Origin of the sequence: Salmonella enterica subsp. diarizonae, assembly GCF_008692785.1 — a bacterium.
GTDB classification, from domain to species: Bacteria; Pseudomonadota; Gammaproteobacteria; order Enterobacterales; family Enterobacteriaceae; genus Salmonella; species Salmonella diarizonae.
This window is the reverse complement of the sequence record NZ_VXJV01000006.1, coordinates 363241-388473: the sequence shown is the minus strand read 5'-3', so window position 1 is coordinate 388473 and position 25233 is coordinate 363241. Positions and strand designations below refer to the sequence as shown.

The following is a 25233-nucleotide window of genomic DNA, read 5'->3' as shown; positions in this document are numbered from 1 at the left end:
ACAGGATGATGAAACTCGAATTTTCGATTTATCGTTATAACCCGGATGTCGATAACGCTCCGCGTATGCAGGATTACACCCTGGAAGGCGAAGAAGGGCGTGACATGATGCTGCTGGATGCGTTAATCCAGCTTAAAGAAAAAGATCCCAGCCTTTCTTTCCGCCGTTCCTGCCGCGAAGGTGTATGTGGTTCTGATGGTTTGAATATGAACGGTAAGAATGGGTTGGCCTGTATCACCCCCATTTCGGCGCTGAATCAGCCAGGTAAGAAGATGGTGATTCGCCCGCTACCCGGTTTGCCGGTGATCCGCGATTTGGTAGTAGACATGGGGCAATTCTACGCACAATATGAGAAGATTAAGCCTTACTTATTGAATAATGGGCAAAATCCACCGGCTCGTGAGCATTTACAGATGCCGGAGCAGCGTGAAAAACTCGATGGGCTGTATGAATGTATTCTTTGCGCCTGTTGCTCAACATCCTGCCCGTCATTCTGGTGGAATCCGGATAAGTTTATCGGTCCGGCGGGTCTGCTCGCGGCGTATCGATTCCTGATCGACAGCCGTGATACCGAGACCGACAGTCGTCTGGAAGGGATGAGCGATGCATTCAGCGTATTCCGCTGTCACAGCATTATGAACTGCGTCAGTGTATGTCCTAAGGGGCTGAACCCGACGCGCGCTATCGGTCATATTAAGTCGATGCTGTTGCAGCGTAGCGCATAAGTAGTTGTAGTTGCCGGGGAAGAGATTCCCCGGTCGTGCAGGAAATCTCTAAAAACTGCCATATTGATAACAATAATCGAGATGTTCAGCGCGAGACCAGGCGCAAACGGAACGAATCTTCGGGTGCATAGTTAACTATGTGACCGGCGTGAGTGAGGGGCGCAACGCAGTCGCAGCCTGAACGATGACGATTATTAGACAGTTTTTAAAGGTTCCTTAGCGGACGCAGATGACACGACAGTCCGCAACAAGTGAACCCCGGCACGCATACGGCGTATGCGTGGTTAGTATCCACGGCGAAGTAAGCATACGAATGCTTAAGGGATCACGATGCAGAACAGCGCTTTGAAAGCCTGGTTGGACTCTTCTTACCTCTCTGGTTCGAATCAGAGCTGGATAGAACAGCTCTATGAAGACTTCTTAACCGATCCTGACTCGGTAGACGCTAACTGGCGTTTGACGTTCCAGCAGTTACCTGGTACCGGAGTCAAACCGGATCAACTCCATTCAAAAACACGTGAATATTTCCGGCGGCAGGCGTTGGCTGGCTCACGTTACTCTTCTACGATTTCCGACCCTGACACCAATGTGAAGCAGGTTAAAGTCCTGCAGCTTATCAACGCTTATCGTTTCCGTGGCCATCAGCATGCAAACCTCGATCCGCTGGGACTGTGGAAACAAGAACGCGTGGCGGATCTGGACCCTTCTTTCCATGATTTGACCGAGGCCGATTTCCAGGAAACCTTCAATGTTGGCTCCTTTGCCAGCGGCAAAGAGACGATGAAGCTGGGCGAGCTGCTCGAAGCGCTCAAACAGACCTACTGCGGCCCGATTGGCGCTGAGTATATGCACATCACCAGCACCGAAGAGAAACGCTGGATCCAACAGCGCATTGAATCCGGTCGCGCGGCCTTTAGCGCTGACGAGAAAAAACGCTTCCTGAACGAACTGACTGCCGCTGAAGGACTGGAACGTTACCTGGGTGCCAAATTCCCCGGAGCGAAACGTTTCTCGCTGGAGGGGGGGGATGCTCTGGTACCCATGCTGAAAGAGATGGTTCGCCATGCGGGTAACAGCGGCACTCGCGAAGTGGTGCTGGGGATGGCGCACCGTGGTCGTCTGAACGTGCTAATCAACGTCTTGGGTAAAAAACCGCAGGATCTGTTCGACGAGTTTGCTGGTAAGCATAAAGAACATCTTGGTACCGGCGACGTGAAGTATCACATGGGCTTCTCGTCAGATATCGAAACCGAAGGCGGTCTGGTTCACCTGGCGCTGGCGTTTAACCCATCGCACCTGGAAATTGTTAGCCCGGTGGTGATGGGTTCCGTGCGTGCCCGTCTGGATAGACTGGACGAACCGAGCAGCAACAAAGTGTTGCCGATCACCATTCACGGCGACGCCGCGGTGACCGGCCAGGGCGTGGTTCAGGAAACTCTGAACATGTCGAAAGCGCGCGGTTACGAAGTGGGCGGTACGGTACGTATCGTTATCAACAACCAGGTTGGTTTTACCACCTCTAACCCGCTGGATGCGCGTTCAACGCCTTACTGCACCGATATCGGTAAAATGGTCCAGGCACCCATTTTCCACGTCAACGCGGACGATCCGGAAGCTGTCGCTTTTGTGACCCGTCTGGCGCTGGACTTCCGTAACACCTTTAAACGCGATGTCTTTATCGATCTGGTGTGCTACCGCCGTCACGGTCACAACGAAGCCGACGAGCCAAGCGCAACCCAGCCGCTGATGTACCAGAAAATCAAAAAGCATCCGACGCCGCGTAAAATCTACGCCGACAAACTGGAAGCTGATAAGGTCGCAACGCTCGAAGACGCCACCGAAATGGTCAACCTCTATCGCGATGCGCTGGATGCGGGCGAATGCGTGGTGAAAGAGTGGCGTCCGATGAATATGCACTCGTTCACCTGGTCGCCGTATCTAAACCACGAATGGGATGAAGCATACCCGAACAAGGTAGAAATGAAGCGCCTGCAGGAGCTGGCAAAACGTATCAGCACCGTGCCGGAAGCTATTGAAATGCAGTCCCGTGTGGCGAAAATTTATGGCGACCGTCAGGCAATGGCGGCAGGCGAGAAATTGTTTGACTGGGGCGGCGCGGAAAATCTGGCTTACGCCACTCTGGTAGATGAAGGCATTCCGGTACGCCTGTCCGGGGAAGACTCCGGTCGCGGCACCTTCTTCCATCGTCATGCGGTGATCCACAACCAGACGAATGGCTCAACGTATACGCCATTGCAGCATATTCACAGCGGTCAGGGACAGTTTAAAGTCTGGGACTCCGTGCTGTCTGAAGAAGCGGTGCTGGCCTTTGAATACGGTTATGCCACGGCGGAACCACGTACCCTGACTATCTGGGAAGCGCAGTTTGGCGATTTTGCCAACGGCGCGCAGGTGGTGATTGACCAGTTCATCTCCTCCGGCGAGCAGAAATGGGGCCGGATGTGCGGTCTGGTGATGCTGTTGCCGCACGGTTATGAAGGGCAGGGGCCGGAGCACTCCTCCGCGCGTCTGGAGCGTTACCTGCAACTTTGCGCCGAGCAGAATATGCAGGTTTGCGTGCCATCCACCCCGGCGCAGGTCTACCATATGCTGCGTCGTCAGGCGCTGCGCGGGATGCGTCGTCCGCTGGTGGTGATGTCGCCGAAATCGCTGCTGCGTCACCCGCTGGCAGTCTCCACGCTTGATGAACTGGCTAACGGTTCCTTCCAGCCGGCCATTGGCGAAATTGACGAGCTGGACCCTAAAGCCGTAAAACGCGTGGTAATGTGTTCTGGTAAGGTTTATTACGACCTGCTGGAACAACGGCGTAAAAACGATCAAAAAGATGTTGCTATCGTGCGCATCGAGCAGCTCTATCCGTTCCCGCATAAAGCGGTGCAGGAAGCGCTGCAACCATACGCTCACGTCCATGATTTTGTCTGGTGCCAGGAAGAGCCGCTCAACCAGGGCGCATGGTACTGCAGTCAGCATCATTTCCGTGAAGTTATTCCGTTTGGGGCCGCTCTGCGTTACGCAGGTCGCCCGGCCTCCGCCTCTCCGGCGGTAGGGTATATGTCCGTTCACCAGAAACAGCAACAAGATCTGGTTAATGACGCGCTGAACGTCGATTAAATAAAGGATAAATAATGAGTAGCGTAGATATTCTTGTTCCCGACCTGCCTGAGTCCGTAGCGGACGCGACCGTCGCCACCTGGCATAAAAAACCGGGCGATGCGGTTGTTCGTGACGAAGTGCTGGTAGAAATCGAAACTGACAAAGTGGTACTGGAAGTACCGGCATCAGCGGACGGCATTCTGGATGCGGTTCTGGAAGAGGAGGGGACTACTGTCACCTCTCGCCAGATCCTCGGTCGCCTGCGTGAAGGCAACAGCGCGGGTAAAGAGACCAGCGCGAAATCTGAAGAGAAAGCGTCTACGCCGGCACAGCGTCAGCAGGCGTCGCTGGAAGAACAAAACAATGATGCGCTCAGCCCGGCGATCCGTCGCCTGCTGGCTGAACACAATCTGGAAGCCAGCGCTATCAAAGGGACCGGCGTCGGCGGCCGTATTACCCGTGAAGATGTGGAAAAACATCTGGCGAAAGCACCAGCGAAAGACGAGTCTAAAGCGCCTGCTGTTGAACCTGCAGCACAACCGGCTCTGGGCGCGCGCAGCGAAAAACGCGTGCCGATGACCCGCCTGCGTAAGCGCGTGGCCGAGCGTCTGCTGGAAGCGAAAAACTCTACCGCTATGCTGACGACCTTCAATGAAGTCAACATGAAGCCGATTATGGATTTGCGTAAGCAGTACGGCGAAGTGTTTGAAAAACGTCACGGCATCCGCCTGGGCTTTATGTCCTTCTACGTGAAAGCGGTAGTTGAAGCGCTGAAACGTTATCCGGAAGTGAACGCCTCTATCGACGGCGATGACGTGGTGTACCACAATTACTTTGATGTGAGCATGGCGGTGTCTACGCCGCGCGGCCTGGTCACGCCGGTACTGCGTGACGTGGATACGCTGGGCATGGCTGACATCGAGAAGAAAATTAAAGAACTGGCCGTCAAAGGCCGCGACGGCAAGCTGACCGTAGAAGACCTGACCGGCGGTAACTTTACCATTACCAACGGCGGCGTATTCGGTTCGCTGATGTCTACCCCGATCATCAACCCGCCGCAGAGCGCGATTCTGGGAATGCACGCCATTAAAGACAGGCCGATGGCGGTGGATGGCAAGGTGGAAATTCTGCCGATGATGTACCTGGCGCTCTCTTACGATCATCGCCTGATCGATGGTCGCGAATCCGTGGGTTTCCTGGTCACCATCAAAGAGTTGCTGGAAGATCCGACCCGTCTGCTGCTGGACGTGTAGTCAACAAGAGCATCACCTGCTACCTGTAGGCCGGATAAGGCGTTCACGCCGCCATCCGGCGACGGTTGCCTGATGGCGCGCAGCTTTCAGGCCTACAGGTCTAAAGATAACGATTACCTGAAGGATGGACAGAACACATGAACTTACATGAATATCAGGCAAAACAACTTTTTGCCCGCTATGGCTTACCGGCGCCGGTGGGTTATGCCTGTACTACTCCGCGTGAAGCCGAAGAAGCCGCGTCTAAAATCGGCGCCGGCCCGTGGGTAGTGAAATGTCAGGTTCACGCTGGCGGCCGCGGCAAAGCGGGCGGTGTGAAGGTGGTAAACAGCAAAGAGGACATTCGCGCCTTTGCGGAAAACTGGCTGGGCAAACGTCTGGTGACCTATCAAACAGACGCTAATGGCCAACCGGTAAACCAGATTCTGGTTGAAGCGGCGACCGATATCGGCAAAGAACTGTATCTCGGCGCGGTTGTTGACCGTAGTTCCCGTCGCGTGGTCTTTATGGCATCTACCGAAGGCGGCGTGGAGATCGAAAAAGTCGCGGAGGAAACCCCGCACCTGATCCACAAAGTTGCGCTCGATCCGCTAACCGGCCCGATGCCTTATCAGGGGCGTGAACTGGCGTTCAAACTGGGGCTGGAAGGTAAACTGGTGCAGCAGTTCACCAAAATCTTTATGGGCCTGGCAACCATTTTCCTTGAGCGCGACCTGGCGCTAATCGAAATCAATCCGCTGGTTATCACTAAGCAGGGCGATCTGATTTGCCTCGACGGCAAGCTGGGCGCTGACGGCAACGCGCTGTTCCGCCAGCCGGATCTGCGTGAAATGCGCGACCAGTCGCAGGAAGACCCGCGTGAAGCCCAGGCGGCGCAGTGGGAACTGAACTACGTCGCGCTGGACGGCAACATCGGTTGCATGGTTAACGGCGCGGGCCTGGCGATGGGCACCATGGACATCGTTAAGCTGCATGGCGGCGAACCGGCTAACTTCCTTGACGTTGGTGGCGGCGCGACCAAAGAGCGCGTAACCGAAGCGTTTAAAATCATCCTCTCGGATGACAACGTGAAAGCGGTTCTGGTTAACATCTTCGGCGGTATCGTCCGTTGTGACCTGATTGCCGACGGTATCATCGGTGCGGTGGAAGAAGTGGGCGTTAATGTTCCGGTGGTGGTTCGTCTGGAAGGCAATAACGCCGAACTCGGCGCGAAGAAACTGGCTGACAGCGGCCTGAATATTATTGCAGCGAAAAGTCTGACGGATGCAGCTCAGCAGGTTGTTGCCGCAGTGGAGGGGAAATAATGTCCGTTTTAATCGATAAAAACACCAGGGTTATCTGTCAGGGCTTTACCGGTAGCCAGGGGACGTTCCACTCCGAGCAGGCGATCGCTTACGGTACGCAGATGGTGGGCGGCGTGACGCCAGGTAAAGGCGGCACCACGCATTTGGGTCTGCCGGTGTTCAACACCGTCCGCGAAGCGGTAGAAGCGACCGGCGCAACCGCCACCGTTATCTACGTTCCGGCGCCGTTCTGCAAAGACTCCATTCTGGAAGCGATCGATGCGGGCATCAAACTGATTATCACCATCACCGAAGGTATCCCGACGCTGGATATGTTGACCGTGAAGGTGAAGCTGGATGAAGCTGGCGTACGCATGATCGGCCCGAACTGTCCAGGCGTTATCACCCCGGGCGAATGCAAAATCGGCATCATGCCGGGTCACATTCACCAGCCGGGTAAAGTGGGTATCGTTTCCCGTTCCGGTACGCTGACCTATGAAGCGGTTAAGCAGACCACCGATTACGGTTTCGGCCAGTCTACCTGTGTGGGTATCGGCGGCGACCCGATTCCGGGCTCTAACTTCATTGATATCCTGAAGCTGTTCCAGGAAGATCCGCAGACTGAAGCAATCGTGATGATCGGCGAGATCGGCGGTAGCGCGGAAGAAGAGGCGGCGGCGTACATTAAAGATCACGTCACCAAGCCGGTTGTCGGTTATATCGCGGGCGTCACCGCGCCGAAAGGCAAGCGTATGGGCCACGCGGGCGCCATCATTGCGGGTGGTAAAGGCACTGCGGATGAAAAATTCGCCGCGCTGGAAGCCGCAGGCGTGAAAACCGTTCGCAGCCTGGCCGATATCGGTGAAGCGCTGAAAGCAATTATAAAATAAAAACTCGCTGTTCCTGAGGGAACAGATAAATGTCCGTTTTCGACATGGTTGGCCACCTTTGCGGTGGCCTTTTTTATGGCGATGTCTTGCCTGCGACTCATGTTGTTTTGTTTAAAAGGTATTATTTTTTGCGAAAAGCATCATTTTTCCCTGAGAGACAATACGGCATATTATTGCCTTTAGTCGAGCCATTGCCGGGGAATACGTATGTCACTGCCATGTCGTCAGGAACGCTATTTACAACGTTTTTATACCCTCGCCAGGCTTTTTACTGCGGCGACTGACTTTACCACTTTCGTTGTTGATATTAACGGGAAAACGCAGGCCGAAAATATGGTCTGCAATCCGTTTTGCGCCCTGATGCGCGCTCATGATGATTACGCGCAATATTGCCAGCAATGCGACAGATATTGCGCCTGGCACGCTTTACATATGGCAAAACCGCAGATCCTGAACTGTTATGCCGGATTAAGCTTTTTCGCTGTTCCGTTAGTGGACAATCAGCAGGTTTGCGGTTTTATTCTTTGTGGTAAGGTGCGGGTAAAATATCAGGAGTACAGGGCTATTGATTTGATGAATATTGCTGACTGGGAGAATGACGCGCTCTTAAACCGTGTATGGCAGAATCTAAAGATCATTGATAATAATCGTTTGACGGCGGCGGTAAATTTACTCAGTTTTGTCATTAACTCTCTCTCGTCAAATAGTGATGCCGATGCTCAGGAAAATCTGATAGCGGTAACTGAGGCGGATCATTCTCTTTCCCGACATGAGAAAAAACGCGTTGCCGCATTGCGTTATATTGAAGATAACCTCTATAGCGAATTGACGCTTGAATCTGTGGCCGCGTATGTTTGTCTGAGTCCGAACTATTTTAGCCGTTTCTTTAAAAAACGGCAGGGTATAAACTTTAAAACCTGGGTTAATCAAAGACGAATGCAGCGCGCCGGTGAGTTACTTTGTCATACCGATCAGACCATCGATAATATCGCCAGAAAGCTGCAATACGCGCAAACCAGTTATTTTTGCCGTGTTTTTCATGCTACCTATCACATGTCTCCCCAGATGTACCGCCGGCGTAAATCGCTTGTTTAACGATGTAATAAAACATCTCTTTTTGCTAATAAGAACACTGGTATTATTTTCCTGAAGTATTAGAGAAAGTGTTTTATAAACTACATGAACTTTTTCAGGTTGAGACAGGTTAACTTGAGAAATTATTAAGAACTTATTGACACTATCCGTTCGCAATTAATCACGTTTAAATTGTGTTTATTGCTGTAGTTGCGTATTATTGGTTAATATTTGATCGCCACCAGTATGTCTGAAACATGGGATGGGTCAATGAAATTTATAGAGGAAATAAAATATAACTCTCAGTGGGAATCTGAGTGGCTATATTAATTTTATTATTTAAACTTTTTTTTGTACGCTGCATATGGAAGACGTTATGAGAGGAAAAATACCCAAGACTGAATTGCTGGTAACCTTCGAAGTAGTCGCGCGTCACGAAAGTTATACCCGGGCAGCCGAGGAGCTGGCGCTAACGCAGAGTGCGGTGTTCAGACAAGTGAATGCGCTGGAAGAATTTTTGCATACCTCATTATTTAATCATGCCAAAAAAAGGATTTTTTTAAATGCTGCCGGAAAGCATTATCTGAGTATCGTTAAAGAAACGCTTAACAAACTGGAGCGAGATACAAACTCTATTATGACCTGGCAACCTACCGTTCAGGTTATCGAACTGGCGGTAAATCCCACTTTTAGTACCCACTGGCTAATCCCGAACTTACGTGAATTTAATAAATTAAATCCGGATATTATTGTCAATATCCATTCGCTGGCCAATATTGGCGATTTTCTTAACCGGGAGTACGACGCCGCCATTATGCGGGAGGACTTCTGTTCTCCGTGGTCAGAAAGAGAATACTTATTCGAAGAAGATATTTTGCCGGTATGCAGCGGGAGCTTACTGTCTCAGCCGCGGCAAAAGCTGGCGGTTGATGAGCTACTGAACGAATTTACGCTTTTGCACCAAAGCACGCGCATCAATGGCTGGCAGGAGTGGTTCGCGCTTTCAGGCGTCAGCAGCCTACAGGTCAATAAAGGACCGCGTTTTGATCTCTTGTCGATGCTGATCGCGGCGGTGCGCTCTAACCTGGGTGTGGCGCTATTGCCCCGGTTTGCCATTCAGCACGATCTGGATAATGGCGATATGGTGATTCCGTGTGATGTCCCGATACGTACCGGGAATCGGTTTATCATGACCTGGCGCGAAGATAAAACGGAGTCCTGTCATCTTCAGGTCTTTCGCGAGTGGCTATTGAAAAAATCAGCGGTTTCCAGGGAGAACTAAGCTCAATAAGCCGGATAAGCGCACAAGCGCCATCCGGCATAAAATATGTTACCAGTCAATACCCGCCTGCGCCTGAATCCCACTGTCAAAAGCGTGTTTCACCGGGCGAAGCTCGCTAACCGTATCGGCGAGCTCCAGAAGCCGGGCGTGGCATCCGCGTCCGGTAACGATCACGCTTTGCGCCGGAGGACGGTTGCTAATCGCGTCGATCACCTCCTGGGTCTCCAGATAGTGATAAGACAGCATCCAGGTCAACTCATCCAGCACGACCAGATCGTAGCGCGGATCGGCCAGCATTCGCTTACTCTCCAGCCAGACCGCTTCTGCCGCCTCTTTGTCCGCTTCGCGATCCTGCGTCTCCCAGGTAAAGCCCGTTCCCATAATATGGAATTCCACGCCAAGCGGATGCAGCACGTTGTATTCGCCGTTATCCCACTGGCCTTTGATGAACTGCGCGACGCCAACCGTTTTGTGATGGCCGACGGCGCGTGTCACGGTGCCGAAGGCGGCGGTAGACTTACCTTTTCCATTGCCGGTAAAGACGATCAGCACCCCTTTTTTAACCGTCGCCGCCGCCACGCGGGTATCCACCTGCGTTTTTAGCCTCTGCTGCCGTTGGCGATGGCGTTCGGTATTGTCTCGCGTTTCCATTAAGATCTCCTTACTGGCCTGCCGGACAGGAGGCGCAGCGATGCTGTTGCTCAAACTGGCTGAAGAAATTATTGCCTTTGTCGTCCACCAGCACGAAGGCGGGCAGACCTTCGACTTCCATCATCCAGACCGCTTCCATTCCCAGTTCGGGGTATTCGAGGCAGCGCAGGTTTTTTACATACTGCTGCGCCAGTAGGGCCGCCGCGCCGCCGATACTGCCGAGGTTAAAGCCGCCATGCTTCCGGCACGCTTCGGTCACCTGTTGGCTGCGGTTGCCTTTCGAGAGCATGATTAAACTACCGCCCGCCGCCTGGAAGGCGTCCACATAGCCATCCATGCGCCCGCCGGTGGTTGGGCCAAGCGATCCGCAGGCAAGGTTGTCCGGTGTTTTGGCCGGGCCGGCATAGTAGACGATATGGTTTTTCATATAGTCCGGCATCGGTTCGCCGCTATCCAGCCGCGCTTTAATTTTGGCATGGGCAATGTCGCGGGCGACCACAATCGGGCCGCTTAATGAAAGACGCGTGCCGACCGGTAGCGCGGCGAGATCGCGCCGGATATCGCATAGCGGACGATTCAGGTCGAGCTGAATGCTTTGCGCGTTATTTTCCACGCGGCAGGATTCAGGAATAAATTTTCCCGGATGGTGCTCAAGTTTTTCCAGCCAGATACCGTGTTTATTGATTTTCGCTTTGATGTTACGGTCGGCGGAGCAGGAGAGCGCCATCGCGATGGGGCAGGAGCCGCCGTGGCGAGGCAGGCGGATCACGCGGATGTCGTGGGCGAAATACTTACCGCCAAACTGCGCGCCAATGCCAAATTCGCGGCTGGCGTTGAGTAGAGCGGTCTCAAGCTCGGTATCGCGGAACGCCTGGCCCAGTTCATTCCCGTGGTCAGGCAGGTTATCGTAATATTTGGTTGAGGCCAGTTTCGCCGTTTTCAGCGCCTGGTCGGCGGATAAGCCGCCCACGACAAAAGCGATGTGGTACGGCGGGCAGGCGGCGGTTCCCAGCGTTTTCATTTTTTCTACCAGGAATGCGGTGAGTTTTTCCGGCTGCAGAATTGACTTTGTCTCTTGGAATAGCGCGGCTTTATTGGCCGAACCGCCGCCTTTATTGACGAACAGGAAACGGTATTCGCTGCCCGGCGTGGCGCTAATGTCTATCTGCGCGGGAAGGTTGGTTTGGGTATTCACCTCGGTATACATATCCAGCGGCGCATTTTGCGAATAACGCAGATTATTTTCCTGAAAGGTAAGATAGACGCCTTTACTTAACGCCTCGGCATCATCGCCGCCAGTCCAGATACGCTGCCCTTTGCTTGCGACAATCGTGGCGGTGCCGGTGTCCTGGCAGTTCGGCAGAACGCCTTTGGCCGACACTTCGGCGTTACGTAATAGTTGCAGGGCGACGTACTGGTCATTATGACTGGCCTGCGGGTCGTGCAGAATGTCGGCAATCTGTTGCAAGTGCGCGGCGCGCAAAAAGAAAGAGGCTTCGTAAAAGGCGTGTTGCGCCAACAGGGTCAGCGCTTCCGGCGCTACGCTAATTACCTCTTCGCCATCCAGCTCTCTCACCGTAACATACCGATCGCTGAGGAGTTGATATTCCGTATTATCTTCACTCTGAACAAAAAGTTCCTGCCAGACAAATGGTTTTGACATAGTTACTTCTCACCTTTAAGTTTTTTTGCCGGATAGCGGCGTACCGTGCTATCCGGCCTGGGAAAATGCGCGAGCCGACATTATTTAATGCGCTATAAAGAGATTGGCCTGTGTCGCATGGGCGATATACGCAATTGTTTGCTGGGCGCGAACGCTATTACCGGCCTCATCCAGCGGCGGAGAGTAGACAGCGATAGCGTATTGCCCCGGTACTACGGCAACCATCCCGCCGCCAACGCCGGATTTCGCCGGCATACCGACGGTGTACAGCCATTTGCCGCTGCCGTCATACAGCCCTGCTATCGCCATTTCCGCCAGTATCTGCGGCACGTAGCTTTCATTGAGCAACTGCTTGCCGTTGAAAGGCGATTTGCCTTTGTTAGCGAGTACCGCGCCCATTTTGGCGAGCTGCTCAACGGTGATATCTACGGAGCACTGGCGGGTATAAATTTCGACGGCTTCCTGAGTATTGCCATAAAAGCTGTTATAAGAATTCATCAGCATCGCCAGCGCCTGGTTGTGCTGATTAGTTTCCATTTCCGACTGGAATACGGGTTCGTTAACGGTGAGTAAGGCATCGGCCCATGCGTTCAGGTTATCGAGGATTTTGTTCCAGCGATCGGTTTTGTCTTTCGCCTCAATCAGGCTGACGGTGCTCATGGCGCCGGCATTGACCAGCGGATTTTCTGGCGCGCCTTTGGTGAGTTCAACGGCTAAACCCGAATTAAAAGGCAGACCGGTGGCGTTGGCGCCAAGTTTATCCAGCACTACCTGCGGCCCGTGTTGTTCCATCGCCAGCGCCAGCGTGAAGACTTTGCCCAAGGACTCCATCGGAAACGCTTTTTTCACGTCGCCAGCCTGATAAATTTTGCCGTCGACCGTGGCGAGCGTAATGGCGAAATTGTTGGGGCTATAGGTCGCCAGCGCGGGGATGTAGTCGGCGACTTTACCGTCATGATTGCTTTTAAACTTCTGGTGCGCCTGTTCGATAAGCGAGGCGTAGTCCGGCGTGGTTTGCGCCAGCGTATTTACGCTAAACAATAAGCTGAAGGTTAATATGCTCGCGCCAAAAAATTTTACGTTCATGGTGCAACCCTGTTGGTTTGATGATCATATTGCCGGATGGCGGTACAAGCCCCTTATCTGGCCTATAGCAGGCGCCATCCGGCAAGTGTTTCGTATCAGGACATCGCGACTTCAGACGGCTCGTTGGCAGGTTGTTCCCGCTCCGTCGCCTTCTCCGGGGCTTTACCCCGACAGCCTGCGCCGAAGTGTTCGCCTTCCCAACGGCTGACAATCGCCGCGCCCATTGCGTTACTCATCACGTTAGTGGCGGAACGGCCCATATCGAGGAATGGATCGACGCCCATCAGCAGAATCAGACCCGCTTCCGGAATATTGAACTGGTTAAGCGTGGCGGCGATAACCACCATAGACGCGCGCGGTACGCCCGCCATCCCTTTGGAGGTCAGCATCAGGATCAGCAGCATAGTGATCTGCTCGCCCATGCTGAGATGGACGTTACAGGCCTGGGCGATAAATACGGTGGCAAAGGAGCAGTAGGCCATCGAACCGGCCAGGTTAAAGGAGTAGCCAATCGGTAAGACAAAGCTGGCGATTTTTGACGAGACGCCAAATTTCTCCAGTTTATTCAGCGTGCCGGGAAACGCGGCTTCAGAGCTGGAAGTGGTGAAGGCCAGCAACGCGGGTTCGAAAATCGCTTTCGTCAAACGGCTGATGCAAGGGCCGACAATCATGGCTGACAGCCCAATCAGAATTGCCCAGAGCATACCCAGCGTCAGATAGAATTCACCCATAAAGATCCCGGCGCTGACCATTACCCCCAGCCCGCGTTCGGCAATCAGTCCGGAAATCGCGGCAAACACGGTTAACGGTGCGAACAACATTACGTAACCGGTCAGTTTCAGCATCACGTAGACCAGTGAGTCGAGCACCTTAACGATCGGTTCCGCCTTTTCGCCGATTGCCGCCAGGCTGCAGCCGAGGAAAATAGAGAACACGACGATTTGCAGAATTTCATTACGCGCCATCGCATCCACGATACTGGTCGGCACGGCATGAGAAATAAACACCTTCAGAGTGAAGGGTTCGGACTGAACGGCGGCAACGGCGCCCGCATCGTGCGGTACAAAGTTAATGCCCACGCCCGGCTGGAATAAGTTTATTATCACCAGACCGAGCGCAATGGATAACAGCGAGGCGCAAATAAACAGGAAAAAAGTTTTAGAGAAGATACGCCCCAGCGTTTTGGCATCGCCCATTTTCGCAATACCGACGACCAGAGTTGAAATAACCAACGGGGCGATAATCATTTTCACCAGGCGTAAGAAAATAGTGGTGAAAATAGAAATTTCCTGAGCATATGTTTTCGCGGCCCCTGCCGAGACCATATTATTAATGACCACTCCGGCAATCATACCGAGTATCAAACCTAAAATGATCATTTTTGTTAAGTTTATTTTCTTCATTATTGCTCCATCGGATAAAGGTTGGCGTATAAGTTGTAGGGCGGCGAACGCCTGAGCCGAAAGACCGCTCAAGCGTTCGTCTGTTGTGACCAACCGCATGAATAATCAGGAGTACGAAGTAACAGCAGAATCCTGTACCCCAATGGATGTTGTTATATTTATGCCTACAGCTCTAACTCAATAGCGAGTAAGGGTGCATGTTGTTGCGCGCCGTATACGTCGTTATCGCCGACGTTCCCGGAAATGATATCTCGGGGCATCACGATTTTTACGGCGTTAGCCGGATCAAACCAAATAATACGATGAATAAAATCAGGCTTCACATTATATAAACCGGCAATAAGCTGCGGCGTTAATTGTTCCGAAGCTTTGACGCGCTGATAATCCTCTCGGGTCTTAAATAAAATATCTAATACCAGTTCGTAGGGGCCAGCATTTTTGGATCGGATGACCTGCGCCAGTGAACAAATAGACTGTTTCATGCCTGGACTCCTTCTGGCGTTACCTGTTCGAGGCGGAAATCAAAGCGCAACGCATCGCTGGCTTCAATCAAATGGTAAATAGAAAACTCATACACCGGGCCGCTTTGAATATCAGACGGCGAGAACGGGAAGGCGAGGTTGCCCGCAGTGGCGATCCGGTTTTCATAGCCGTAATGCAGCAGGGTAGAGCGTACCAGCGAACAGACGCTATTAGCGATATCCTGCGTTGGGGCGACCACGTCCAGCAGAATCCCCAGTTCGTGTCCGGCGGTTTGCATCGGTTCATGGTTGCCCATGACGCCATTTTTCCCGTACAGATGGAAAGTCATGCGGATGCTGTCATCGGTTAGAGACAGATTACGCGCCACGCTGGCTTTCACCTCGTCAAGGATCGTGTCAATTCCGGCAATCATGATCGGGTCGCGCGTGCCGGCGATGGTCAGGCAGCGGAAGCCGACCTGACGCGCGCCTTCCAGTTTCAGCGCATATGGCGTCGCTTCATGACGGGAACCGCTGACGTACACTTCGCCATCGTTGACGGCTTTAAAGCTGCACCCTTTCAGATTCAGCACGCCACCCGGCCCCGGCAGGAAGTACGGATCGGATTTCTCATACAGGGTGTGCGCCGCGGCGGACGTTTCGGTGAACTTACGTTGCGGATTGAAGGTTTTCAGCGTAAAGCCGTTGTCGTCAATGATGCCCATTGCACAGTCGGAACCGGACCCCGGCGTGGCGGCAATCGCCGCGCACTCCAGGATCTTACCGCAGTGCAGCGCCAGTCCTTCATCAAAGCCCTGCATAATTGGCAACGCCGCGAAGCAGGCCGGATCGTAGGCGCGGCCGCCCAGCACCACCTGCGCGCCGGCTTCCAGCGCCCGCTGGAAAGGCTCGATCCCCATTTGCGCGACGATATAAGTACTTTCTTCAATGGCCTCGTGGGTCAGTTCCGGCACGAACTCCAGCGCGGTAATTTTGCCGTTATCCAGCGCCTGATGGACGATCGCTTTATCCACATCGGAGGGGATAAGCGCCAGTGAGAAAGTGAGATTCTCTTCCTGCGCAATCTCAAGGATTATCTGGCGACACCACGCCAGGTGCGGCGCGGCGCCGGAACCGCCGGCAGTGCCGATCACCACCGGAATGTTATTTTTTACGCCAGCGATAATCATATAGCGCAGATCGCGTTTCACTCCGGCCCGATCGGTAAAGGGCTTACCTGCCCCCAGATAGTGAGGGCCCGGATCGGAAGAACCTGCATCGACGGCAATCAGATCCGGCGATTCCTCCATCGCTTTGCGAAAACTTTCCTCCGGGAAGCCATATCCCAGAATAGCGGTTGGCGATAGAATTTTAAAGGTACGAGCCATCTCTCACTCCTTAGCCTGTAACAGCGCGATGGTGCGAGTCATTTCGTTAAATACGATGTCGAGACCTTCATCGAAACCCATCCCCGGTTTCACCAGCATCCGCATGGGGCGCGCGGCCAGCGCGACGTGGACGCAGGTGCGGGCGCTGATCTCGGTTTCGTTACAGGTTCCGCCCTGATAGGCCTCCATGGCGTGTTTGTTGCAGTACAACACCGCGTCAACGATGTTGTGAATGCCACCGAGATCCGGGGTTTTGATCTGCACCATGTGACAGCTACCGGCGTCGGTGAAATCCACGATATCCTGATAGGTGTTACACCACTCGTCGGCGACAATCTTCACGCCGGAGCCCTGGCGGGTCAGCTCTTTGGTAATCGCGGTCAGCAGGCGGATTTGATCCGGTTTATTGCCCGCGTCGACCGGGCCTTCAATGTACAGCGGCAGGCCCTGCGCCTCTTTTTCCAGGCTGGCGATATATTCAGCGCAGCGCAGCGGGTCCATATCGAAGATCAGACCGATCGTGCCGTAGACGTCGATATGCAGCGTCGGGTGATAGCGCGGGCTGGTACGCAGGCTTAAAATGCGGTCGGACAGCCAGCGCACGTATTCGCGCAGTTTTTCGCCCTGAAGGCCGAGCTTCTCTTCGACATTGTTGATCAGTGCGTGAGGCAGGACATCGACGCCTTTAAGGATCATTTTATCAACGGCGATGTAGCGATCGTCACCGCTCTGGCCAAATAACGGAATGGCTTCCGGTACGCACGGCAGTTGCCATTCGTCGCACACCACTTCTGTTTTCAGGCGGCCTGTCGCCAGCGCGGTAGCGTCGAGCAGCGCCTGAGAAAGGCCATAGCGAACGGCGGTATGCAGCAGGTTGCCGTCAATGCGCAGCTTGTCGAAGAAGCGGGCGTTCGGCAGGAATGTGTCGACATCGCGGCCTTCCAGCAGCGGCTTAATATGGGTGTTCAGGAACGGGATAAAGTGATCCGCGAGGAACAGCGGATCGCGGCCGCCCGCGCCGGAGTACTGGACGGCGGCGCAGTCACCAACCGCCACCGCGCCGTTTTCCAGAATCAGCTGAACGGAAACGCATTCGCCAGCCTGGCGCACGGAGGTAAAGCCAGGGGTGACCGGCGCACCGGTATAAATGAATCCATCATGACCCGCGCCGTTTTTAATCGCCTGCTGATCGTCAAAATAGAATGAAGAATAACCCGCGGTGAAAAGGGCTTGTTTAATTTTCATTATGGTCTTCCTATTAATTTACTGTGGGATACCGCGTTGATGTCATCAACAACCATCTGGAATGAGGGCTTGCGTCCTTCAAAATGCGCGCGCTCGGCGACGTAATCGTGGTGCTGAGCGAGAATGTCCTGCGGCAGCGGAACCGCGCCCGCTTCCAGCACGCGAATCGCGCCGGTGTTATCGCGTACGGGCAGGATTTTGCCGGCGTTGCAGGCGGCTGGCGCAAAAGGCACATCCAGTACGCCCGCTTCGAAGGCCAGCACCGTTCCGCGCGCTACATCGCCATTGCCTAACTCAAAGACTCTCTTCAGTACGGCGCGCACTTCGCTCTTAATCAGCTCGACTTCCTGGTCGACGGCGGGGCAGGGCGGGAATTTCTGATCGCTAACCATATTGAGCATCTGGCGTGAGGCTTTCAGCCCCTGCGCGTTAGCGGCAGCGGTTGGAATGCCGAACGCTTCGTGCGGGCTCTTGGTAATGACTTTGGTCGCGCCGGACATACCCGCTACCGCCGCGCCCCAGGAGATGACGGCAAACGCTTTGGATTCATCTTCCGGGAAACCGCCCATCCACTGATGGAATACGGTGCTCAGCTCATAATCGTCATAGCCGTAGTTCTGGAAATATTCGTGGGACAGTTCGCGCAGCGACTGAATTGCCGCGATGTCCTGGGTCAGACAACCCACCTGGCCGTAGCCGACGGTGATGGATTTCACACCCTGTTCCAGCGCCAGCAGGCCTTCGATAATCGCCACCGCGTGCGACATAAACGGCGGAATTAACGTCCCGGTCAACGGGCCGAACGGTTCGCGGTTAATACGAATGCCGTGCTCTTCGTACATGCCCATCAGGCGGTCGCAGTACTGCCAGTCGCGGATCGATTTTTCCAGCGTCACGCGTTTGGCATAAGGGATGTTGTAGGAGATGCCGCCGCCTTCGTAGCTGGTGAAGCCGCTGGCCATGGCAATTTCCGCCAGCAGGCGCGCATCCGGCGTACCGTGACGCACCTGAATCGGTTTTTCCAGCGCTTCGGTCATCCGGCGGCAGGCCGCCACGCCGTGGTTAACTACGGGCAAGCCGTTCAGTTTGGAGGTTCCCGCCTCGATCGATTTCTGAATACCGACCGCCGCTTCTTCGTAGCGGTTCAGACGGGTATAGGCATCAATTGTGCTGGGCAGCAGATCGCACTCTTCCTGCAGGGTTTTAAGCAGCGCAATGTGCTCATCCATCAGCGCCACGCCCGCGCGCGGCTGGCTCAGGGTTCTGCCTTCCCGATCGGCCTTCAGCAAGGCCTGCGAGAAACGTTTTTGCTCAGGAATGGTTTGTTGATACTTCACACCATCTTCAAAATTTTCAACCTCTTTACCGGTATGCCAGGTCTGCAACACCTGATGCCGTTCGGTCATGAATTCATCATGGGTTAACTTCTTATTCTGGAGTTCCATTCGTTGCTGCCTTAGTTTTTATCGGGTTAAACAGTGAATGCTGGTGCGAGCGGCGAGCTGCGGGTAGAGTCTGGCGACATTCGCCAGCAGAGGAAGCAGGCCTTTCGAATCACGGTAATAGTCAAACTGGTTTGGTAGGAGAATGCGTTTGCCGTCGTCATTAAGCTCCCGGTATTTCAACCAGCGATGAATATCAAACTGACCGGCGCGGGAGAGCCAGCCGCCGGAACCAATCACTTTGCGCACGGTGGTCAGATCGCGCCCCATCTGCAGATCGACATTGCCGACACAGGTGCAGACCTGCTTTTTCGTTCCTGCGTGACGCTCGCTGGCATAGCCGACGCACAAACCGGCGAGGAGGGTATCAAAGTATTGTTCTTCTTCGCTGCGCGGCAGATAATCCGGCTGCGCCGTCAGATGACGCAAATAGTGATAAAAAGCCTGCTGACGCTCCGGCTGTTGAGCGAACACCACTTTCACCAGTTCTTCAGTGCTTTCTCCCACCACGACGGCGGAGACGCGCATGCCCAGATCGCCTTCAACGGTACGTTTGACGAACGGTTCCGGCACGCCGTGCAACACCGTATCGGGCGAGAGCGTATTGGCGCAGGCGGAGTAAACGTCGGTGGTGGCACCGCCCATGTCGATGAGCATGAACTCTTTCCATGCGTTATCGATGTCGCTTATCGCCTTCACCAGTTCGTAAACCGTCCACGGCGTCGGCATTGGCTCTTCCCCGGTTTCACTGACGATAACGTCCAGGCCTTTGCCTTTCACGATGCGCGACAGGAAGACATCGCAAATCGCTTTGCGCGCGGCGTAAGGATTGGGGTGATCGAGATCGGGCAGAATATTGTCCACCGTAATGAGATCTTTATGGCCCAGAATCGCCTGGACTTGGTCCTGAATGTCGCGGTTGCCGGCGTAAATAATGGCGCAGTCCAGCGCTGATTCCGCCAGCGCGTGGGCGTTAGCCAGACCGTAGCTCTCTTCGCCGCCGTCAGTACCGCCGGTGAAGAGCAGAATGTCCGGCGGCGAGGCCTCCAGCTCGGCGATATCATGCTGGTTGAGTTTATAGGCGTAATACTGGGCGATTTTCGCGCCAGCGGAGTGGGCGGTGACTTTCGCCGATTCCAGGGTGATTGATGGCACCAGCCCCATCGCGGCGACGGCCAGCCCGCCTTTTGCGGAAGAGGAGTATTTAAGCTGTATGTCGCCGTTTTTCAGCAGGGGGCGCGCGTCGGCGACATTTAACACCTGGTTCAGACTGGCAAAAAATCCGTCTGCCAGATGATGCGTCGTCGTCGGCGTCAGCGCGTGATTAACCAGCGTTAATGCGTCCCCTTCCTGGGCGAAGAGGGCGGCCTTCGTCCATGTTGAGCCGATATCGACAGAAACTATCTGCATCACAGAGCCTCTTCAAGACAATGCTGCTCCACGCCGTGGCGCTGGTTGATATCGTTCGCCATCAGCTGACAAACGTCTTCAAGATCGTGGCTTGGCGCGAAGACGCGGTTAAAGCCCATCTCTTTAAATTTTGCTTCCACCCCGGCAAAGTCATGCTTGCCGACCACCAGATTGCCGCCGACATACAACAGGATGTCGCCGATGCCGCGTTCGATGCAGCGCTCGCGTAGTCCGAGGCAGTCGATATCGCCATGCCCGTAAATCGATGAAACGACGATCGCATCGGCGCCGGTCTCGATGGCGGCGTCAATATATTCATCCTGATTCACCATTACTCCCAGATTGATTACGCGAAAATCATGGGCAGTAAAAACACGATCTAAAACTTTATTGCCTACGGCATGGCAGTCCGCGCCAATGACGCCAATAACAAGCGTTGATTTTTTCATGGGTAATCCTCTCCAGGGATTGTTGTAAAGTAGTGCTTCTTTTAATATTTAGAATGCGGGAAGTTGCACTCTGTTAATATTGAATGAGTGTCTTTATAAGCGATGGGTGAAGCAATTGATCTATTTTCAAAATAACCTTCTTAAAATGATTATTTTGGTTGTGAAAATATAAAATAGCTTAATTATCAAATGGTTGCTTTGTTTCTCCTGAGAGGGTTTTTGCTTTCTAAAAAAACTACAAAAATAACTATGTGTTATTTTTGTGATATAACTCCAGTTTTATTTTTCGGGGCAAATATCAGCCTTTAGCCTATTAGCGCTGTAGAAATTCAGGATAAACTTGTGAGGATAGTAACAGAATCTTCGATATATTTATTATATAGAGATGAACACTGTTTTGTTAAAATAAAGAAAAATTAGCTAATAAATTGTTTGTTTGACCTTGACGGGCTGGAAAGCCAGGCCGCAATAATTAAGGGGATAATCCGACGCGATGAGCGGCGCCGATAGCTGACAGAGGAGGGGAGGCCTGTGAAGGTTAACGTGGAGAGCCAGAGGGCGCGTGTGCAATGAGATAGTTTCTTTGCGGTGTTAATTATAAGTAAAATAAAAATAGACTAAATGTATAAAATAATAAGTGTTGATAACCAGCAGAAAAAATCTGTGAGCTATTTAGCAATAATTGAACATCAATGTGGAATGTTTTTTACTGGATGCGGGGCAGTAAAAAACGCACAAAATGTTTAGCCTTACCGAATAAGCCTCTTTTTGCAGAGGGTTGGAAATTACTCTTTGTAAAAACAAAAAGTTAACAAAAAATTCACCATGCATTCAATGAATAAACATTATTAACATTAACTTTAAAAATTGATTTTAATCAATATTTAAATGTTGGAAAAGAGCATCAAAACTGGTTAAATTGCCCGTGATCAAATTCCCTGAAAAGCGATAGGTTAGGCATAAATTGATCGCTGTCGAAAAAAGCAAATCTGACCCACTAAAAACCTGTTTATTGTAAGGGTTTTACGGCGTAATATATTTGCGGGATCAATTTGGGTTTTTTATTAACATGTTTGTAACCTTTCATCATTACTGTTTCCTTCCCGAGGGGATAGTACGATGAGAGGCGGCAAATAAATTTGTATTGGGGCATGCGTGTGACCCTTTCTAACGGGGTTCACTCTCGGAGTCTTCATGCGATGAGCAAGGAGTCATGATGTTAGATATAGTCGAACTGTCGCGCTTACAGTTTGCCTTGACCGCGATGTACCACTTCCTGTTTGTGCCGCTAACGCTCGGTATGGCGTTCCTGCTGGCCATTATGGAAACGGTATACGTCCTTTCCGGCAAACAGATTTATAAAGATATGACCAAGTTCTGGGGCAAGTTGTTTGGTATCAACTTTGCTCTGGGTGTGGCTACCGGTTTGACCATGGAGTTCCAGTTCGGGACAAACTGGTCATACTACTCCCACTATGTTGGGGATATCTTCGGTGCGCCGCTGGCAATCGAAGGTTTAATGGCCTTCTTCCTCGAATCCACCTTTGTAGGTCTGTTCTTCTTCGGCTGGGATCGTCTGAGTAAAGTTCAGCATATGTGCGTCACCTGGCTGGTGGCTCTGGGGTCCAACCTCTCCGCGTTGTGGATTCTGGTAGCGAACGGCTGGATGCAAAACCCAATCGCTGCGGATTTCAATTTCGAAACCATGCGTATGGAAATGGTGAGCTTCTCTGAGCTGGTGCTGAACCCGGTAGCACAGGTGAAATTTGTTCACACTGTGGCGTCCGGCTATGTTACCGGCGCGATGTTCATCCTCGGTATCAGCGCTTACTACATGTTGAAAGGCCGTGACTTCGCCTTTGCTAAACGTTCCTTTGCTATTGCCGCCAGCTTCGGAATGGCTGCCGTGCTGTCCGTTATCGTACTTGGCGACGAATCCGGTTACGAAATGGGCGACGTGCAGAAAACTAAGCTCGCTGCGATTGAAGCAGAATGGGAAACGCAACCTGCTCCGGCCTCCTTTACCCTGTTCGGTATTCCTGACCAGGACAAACAGGAAAACCATCTGGCGATTCAGATCCCTTATGCGCTCGGCATTATCGCTACGCGTTCCGTGGACACGCCGGTTATTGGCCTGAAAGACCTCATGGTGCAGCATGAAGAGCGTATCCGTAACGGGATGAAAGCCTATGAACTGCTGGAACAGCTGCGTGCCGGTTCTACCGACCAGGCTGTTCGCGACCAGTTCAACAGCATGAAGAAAGATCTCGGTTACGGTCTGTTGCTGAAACGCTATACGCCTAATGTGACTGACGCGACCGAAGCGCAGATTCAGCAAGCGACGAAAGATTCCATTCCTCGCGTTGCGCCGCTGTACTTCGCCTTCCGTATCATGGTGGCATGCGGCTTCCTGCTGCTGGCGATCATCGCGCTCTCCTTCTGGAGCGTGATTCGTAACCGCATCGGTGAGAAAAAATGGCTTCTGCGCGCGGCGCTGTACGGTATTCCACTGCCGTGGATTGCGGTTGAAGCAGGTTGGTTTGTCGCCGAGTATGGTCGTCAGCCGTGGGCGATCGGCGAAGTGTTGCCGACTGCCGTGGCGAACTCATCGCTGACCGTGGGCGATCTGCTGTTCTCCATGTTCCTGATTTGCGGCCTGTATACCCTGTTCCTGGTGGCAGAATTGTTCCTGATGTTCAAATTTGCACGCCTTGGCCCAAGCAGCCTGAAAACCGGTCGCTATCACTTTGAGCAGTCCACCGTGACTTCTCAGCCGGCACGCTAAGACAGGAGTCGTCAAATGATCGATTATGAAGTACTACGTTTTATCTGGTGGCTGCTGGTTGGCATTTTGCTAATTGGTTTCGCCGTCACCGATGGGTTCGACATGGGGGTGGGGATGCTCACCCGTTTCCTCGGTCGTAACGACACCGAGCGTCGAATTATGATTAACTCTATCGCCCCGCACTGGGACGGTAACCAGGTGTGGTTGATCACGGCGGGTGGCGCATTGTTTGCCGCCTGGCCGATGGTTTACGCCGCGGCGTTCTCCGGTTTCTATGTGGCGATGATCCTTGTGCTGGCGTCTTTGTTCTTCCGTCCAGTCGGTTTTGATTACCGCTCTAAGATTGAAGACCCGCGCTGGCGCAACATGTGGGACTGGGGCGTGTTCATCGGTAGTTTTGTGCCGCCGCTGGTGATTGGCGTGGCCTTTGGCAATCTGTTGCAGGGCGTACCGTTCCACGTAGATGAGTATCTGCGTCTGTACTACACCGGTAACTTCTTCCAGTTGCTGAACCCGTTTGGTCTGCTGGCGGGCATCGTAAGCGTAGGGATGATCATCACGCAGGGGGCGACTTACCTGCAAATGCGTACCGTTGGCGAACTGCACCTGCGCGCGCGCGCCACCTCGCAGATTGCGGCGCTGGTGACATTAGTGTGCTTTGCGCTGGCGGGCGTTTGGGTAATGTATGGTATTGATGGTTATGTCGTGACATCCGCGATTGACCATCATGCCGCCTCTAACCCGCTAACTAAAGAAGTGGCGCGTGAAGCCGGCGCCTGGCTGGTGAACTTTAATAATGCTCCGATCCTGTGGTTGATTCCGGCACTGGGCGTGGTTCTGCCGCTGCTGACTATCCTGACTTCCCGTATGGAGAAAGGCGCGTGGGCATTCCTGTTCTCTTCGCTGACTCTGGCCTGCATTATTCTGACGGCGGGTATCGCTATGTTCCCGTTTGTGATGCCGTCCAGCACGATGATGAATGCCAGCCTGACCATGTGGGATGCGACATCCAGCCAGATGACGCTGAACCTGATGACCTGGGTTGCGGCGGTGTTCGTACCGATCATTCTGATCTACACCAGTTGGTGTTACTGGAAAATGTTCGGTCGTATCACCAAAGAACATATTGAAAGCAATACCCACTCTTTGTACTAAGTAAGGAGCTTAAAATGTGGTATTTCGCATGGATTCTGGGAACGCTTCTTGCCTGTGCATTCGGGATCATTACCGCCCTGGCGCTTGAGCACGTTGAAGCGGGTAAAACCGGTCAAGAAGAAAGCTAATGACCCCTATTATCGCAAAACTGTATGCGGTAATGGACAAGCGCCCGTTAAGGGCGCTTTCCTTCGTGATGGCGATAGTGCTGGCAGGATGTATGTTCTGGGACCCGTCACGATTTGCTGCGAGGACCAGCACGCTTGAAATCTGGCACGGATTATTGCTGATGTGGGCGGTTTGCGCAGGCATAATCCACGGCGTGGGTTTTTGCCTTGAATCCGTACACTGGCAAGGGATTTTTTGTCCGCTGCTTGCGGATATCGTCCTCATCGTCGGCCTGATTTTCTTCTTCTTGTGAATAAGAAAACCTCCTTAAAAATATAGGGGCTTGCATAAGCCCATATATTTTTA

The 25233-nt window shown here is 53.0% G+C and carries 21 protein-coding genes; 11 read left to right on the top strand and 10 right to left on the bottom strand.

The window, feature by feature from the left end; genetic code table 11:
• Positions 1-8: 8 nt before the first annotated feature.
• From sdhB to F4V72_RS14930, 7 genes are all read left to right on the top strand, one after another.
• The gene (gene sdhB / locus F4V72_RS14960; RefSeq protein ID WP_136058620.1) at positions 9-725 is read left to right on the top strand and encodes a succinate dehydrogenase iron-sulfur subunit SdhB; all 717 of its coding nucleotides are present in this window, start codon (positions 9-11) and stop codon (positions 723-725) included.
• A gap of 330 nt (positions 726-1055) precedes the next feature.
• Entirely contained in the window at positions 1056-3857 is a 2802-nt protein-coding gene (gene sucA / locus F4V72_RS14955; protein ID WP_001181510.1) for a 2-oxoglutarate dehydrogenase E1 component, read from the top strand.
• Between the two features lie 14 nt (positions 3858-3871).
• On the top strand, positions 3872-5092 hold the full coding sequence (gene odhB, locus F4V72_RS14950) for a 2-oxoglutarate dehydrogenase complex dihydrolipoyllysine-residue succinyltransferase (RefSeq protein ID WP_079795969.1): 1221 nt from the start codon (positions 3872-3874) through the stop codon (positions 5090-5092).
• A gap of 137 nt (positions 5093-5229) precedes the next feature.
• Positions 5230-6396, top strand: coding sequence for an ADP-forming succinate--CoA ligase subunit beta (gene sucC, locus F4V72_RS14945; protein WP_001048614.1), 1167 nt, complete (start codon positions 5230-5232; stop codon positions 6394-6396).
• Positions 6396-7265 (top strand): succinate--CoA ligase subunit alpha, encoded by an 870-nt coding sequence (sucD, locus tag F4V72_RS14940; protein WP_023247158.1) that lies wholly within the window; start codon positions 6396-6398, stop codon positions 7263-7265. Before sucC ends, sucD begins: the two co-directional genes overlap by 1 nt.
• A 207-nt stretch (positions 7266-7472) precedes the next feature.
• Positions 7473-8360 (top strand): PocR ligand-binding domain-containing protein, encoded by an 888-nt coding sequence (locus tag F4V72_RS14935; protein WP_053510210.1) that lies wholly within the window; start codon positions 7473-7475, stop codon positions 8358-8360.
• Positions 8361-8715: 355 nt separating this feature from the next.
• Positions 8716-9621: a LysR substrate-binding domain-containing protein gene (locus F4V72_RS14930; RefSeq protein WP_136058406.1), complete on the top strand. Its 906-nt coding sequence runs from the start codon at positions 8716-8718 to the stop codon at positions 9619-9621.
• A gap of 48 nt (positions 9622-9669) precedes the next feature.
• Here the strand turns inward: F4V72_RS14930 and cobO are convergent, their stop codons facing one another.
• The 10 genes from cobO to glmS form a co-directional block, all read right to left on the bottom strand.
• Positions 9670-10272, bottom strand: a complete 603-nt coding sequence (cobO, locus tag F4V72_RS14925; RefSeq protein WP_053510206.1) for a cob(I)yrinic acid a,c-diamide adenosyltransferase — start codon at positions 10270-10272, stop codon at positions 9670-9672.
• A 10-nt stretch (positions 10273-10282) separates the two neighbouring features.
• The gene (locus tag F4V72_RS14920; RefSeq protein ID WP_053510203.1) at positions 10283-11935 is read right to left on the bottom strand and encodes a class I fumarate hydratase; all 1653 of its coding nucleotides are present in this window, start codon (positions 11933-11935) and stop codon (positions 10283-10285) included.
• A gap of 84 nt (positions 11936-12019) precedes the next feature.
• Positions 12020-13021: a glutaminase A gene (glsA, locus tag F4V72_RS14915; RefSeq protein ID WP_114048670.1), complete on the bottom strand. Its 1002-nt coding sequence runs from the start codon at positions 13019-13021 to the stop codon at positions 12020-12022.
• Positions 13022-13116: 95 nt separating this feature from the next.
• A complete protein-coding gene (locus tag F4V72_RS14910; protein ID WP_136058405.1) occupies positions 13117-14424 on the bottom strand; it encodes a dicarboxylate/amino acid:cation symporter in 1308 nt (435 codons plus the stop codon).
• A 164-nt stretch (positions 14425-14588) separates the two neighbouring features.
• The gene (locus F4V72_RS14905; RefSeq protein WP_053510197.1) at positions 14589-14906 is read right to left on the bottom strand and encodes a DUF4387 domain-containing protein; all 318 of its coding nucleotides are present in this window, start codon (positions 14904-14906) and stop codon (positions 14589-14591) included.
• Entirely contained in the window at positions 14903-16273 is a 1371-nt protein-coding gene (locus tag F4V72_RS14900; RefSeq protein ID WP_114048671.1) for an acyclic terpene utilization AtuA family protein, read from the bottom strand. Before F4V72_RS14900 ends, F4V72_RS14905 begins: the two co-directional genes overlap by 4 nt.
• Before the next feature lie 3 nt (positions 16274-16276).
• Positions 16277-17518: a methylaspartate ammonia-lyase gene (locus tag F4V72_RS14895; RefSeq protein ID WP_114048672.1), complete on the bottom strand. Its 1242-nt coding sequence runs from the start codon at positions 17516-17518 to the stop codon at positions 16277-16279.
• Positions 17518-18963 carry a methylaspartate mutase subunit E gene (locus tag F4V72_RS14890; RefSeq protein ID WP_114048673.1) on the bottom strand — a complete coding sequence of 482 codons (1446 nt, stop codon included), beginning with the start codon at positions 18961-18963 and terminating at the stop codon, positions 17518-17520. Before F4V72_RS14890 ends, F4V72_RS14895 begins: the two co-directional genes overlap by 1 nt.
• Positions 18964-18981: 18 nt before the next feature.
• On the bottom strand, positions 18982-20370 hold the full coding sequence (glmL, locus tag F4V72_RS14885; RefSeq protein WP_053510189.1) for a methylaspartate mutase accessory protein GlmL: 1389 nt from the start codon (positions 20368-20370) through the stop codon (positions 18982-18984).
• A complete protein-coding gene (gene glmS / locus F4V72_RS14880; protein WP_053510187.1) occupies positions 20370-20819 on the bottom strand; it encodes a methylaspartate mutase subunit S in 450 nt (149 codons plus the stop codon). The genes glmL and glmS overlap by 1 nt, the downstream gene beginning before the upstream one ends.
• 1216 nt (positions 20820-22035) lie before the next feature.
• Here glmS and cydA point away from each other — a divergent pair.
• Genes cydA through ybgE form a run of 4 tightly spaced genes read left to right on the top strand, consistent with a single transcriptional unit; the run spans position 22036 to position 25180 of the window.
• Positions 22036-23604: a cytochrome ubiquinol oxidase subunit I gene (cydA, locus tag F4V72_RS14875; RefSeq protein WP_000884369.1), complete on the top strand. Its 1569-nt coding sequence runs from the start codon at positions 22036-22038 to the stop codon at positions 23602-23604.
• A gap of 15 nt (positions 23605-23619) precedes the next feature.
• The gene (cydB, locus tag F4V72_RS14870; RefSeq protein ID WP_000568255.1) at positions 23620-24759 is read left to right on the top strand and encodes a cytochrome d ubiquinol oxidase subunit II; all 1140 of its coding nucleotides are present in this window, start codon (positions 23620-23622) and stop codon (positions 24757-24759) included.
• 14 nt (positions 24760-24773) lie between these two features.
• Positions 24774-24887 (top strand): cytochrome bd-I oxidase subunit CydX, encoded by a 114-nt coding sequence (gene cydX / locus F4V72_RS14865; RefSeq protein ID WP_000270278.1) that lies wholly within the window; start codon positions 24774-24776, stop codon positions 24885-24887.
• Positions 24887-25180, top strand: coding sequence for a cyd operon protein YbgE (ybgE, locus tag F4V72_RS14860; protein WP_053510185.1), 294 nt, complete (start codon positions 24887-24889; stop codon positions 25178-25180). The genes cydX and ybgE overlap by 1 nt, the downstream gene beginning before the upstream one ends.
• Positions 25181-25233: the final 53 nt, after the last annotated feature.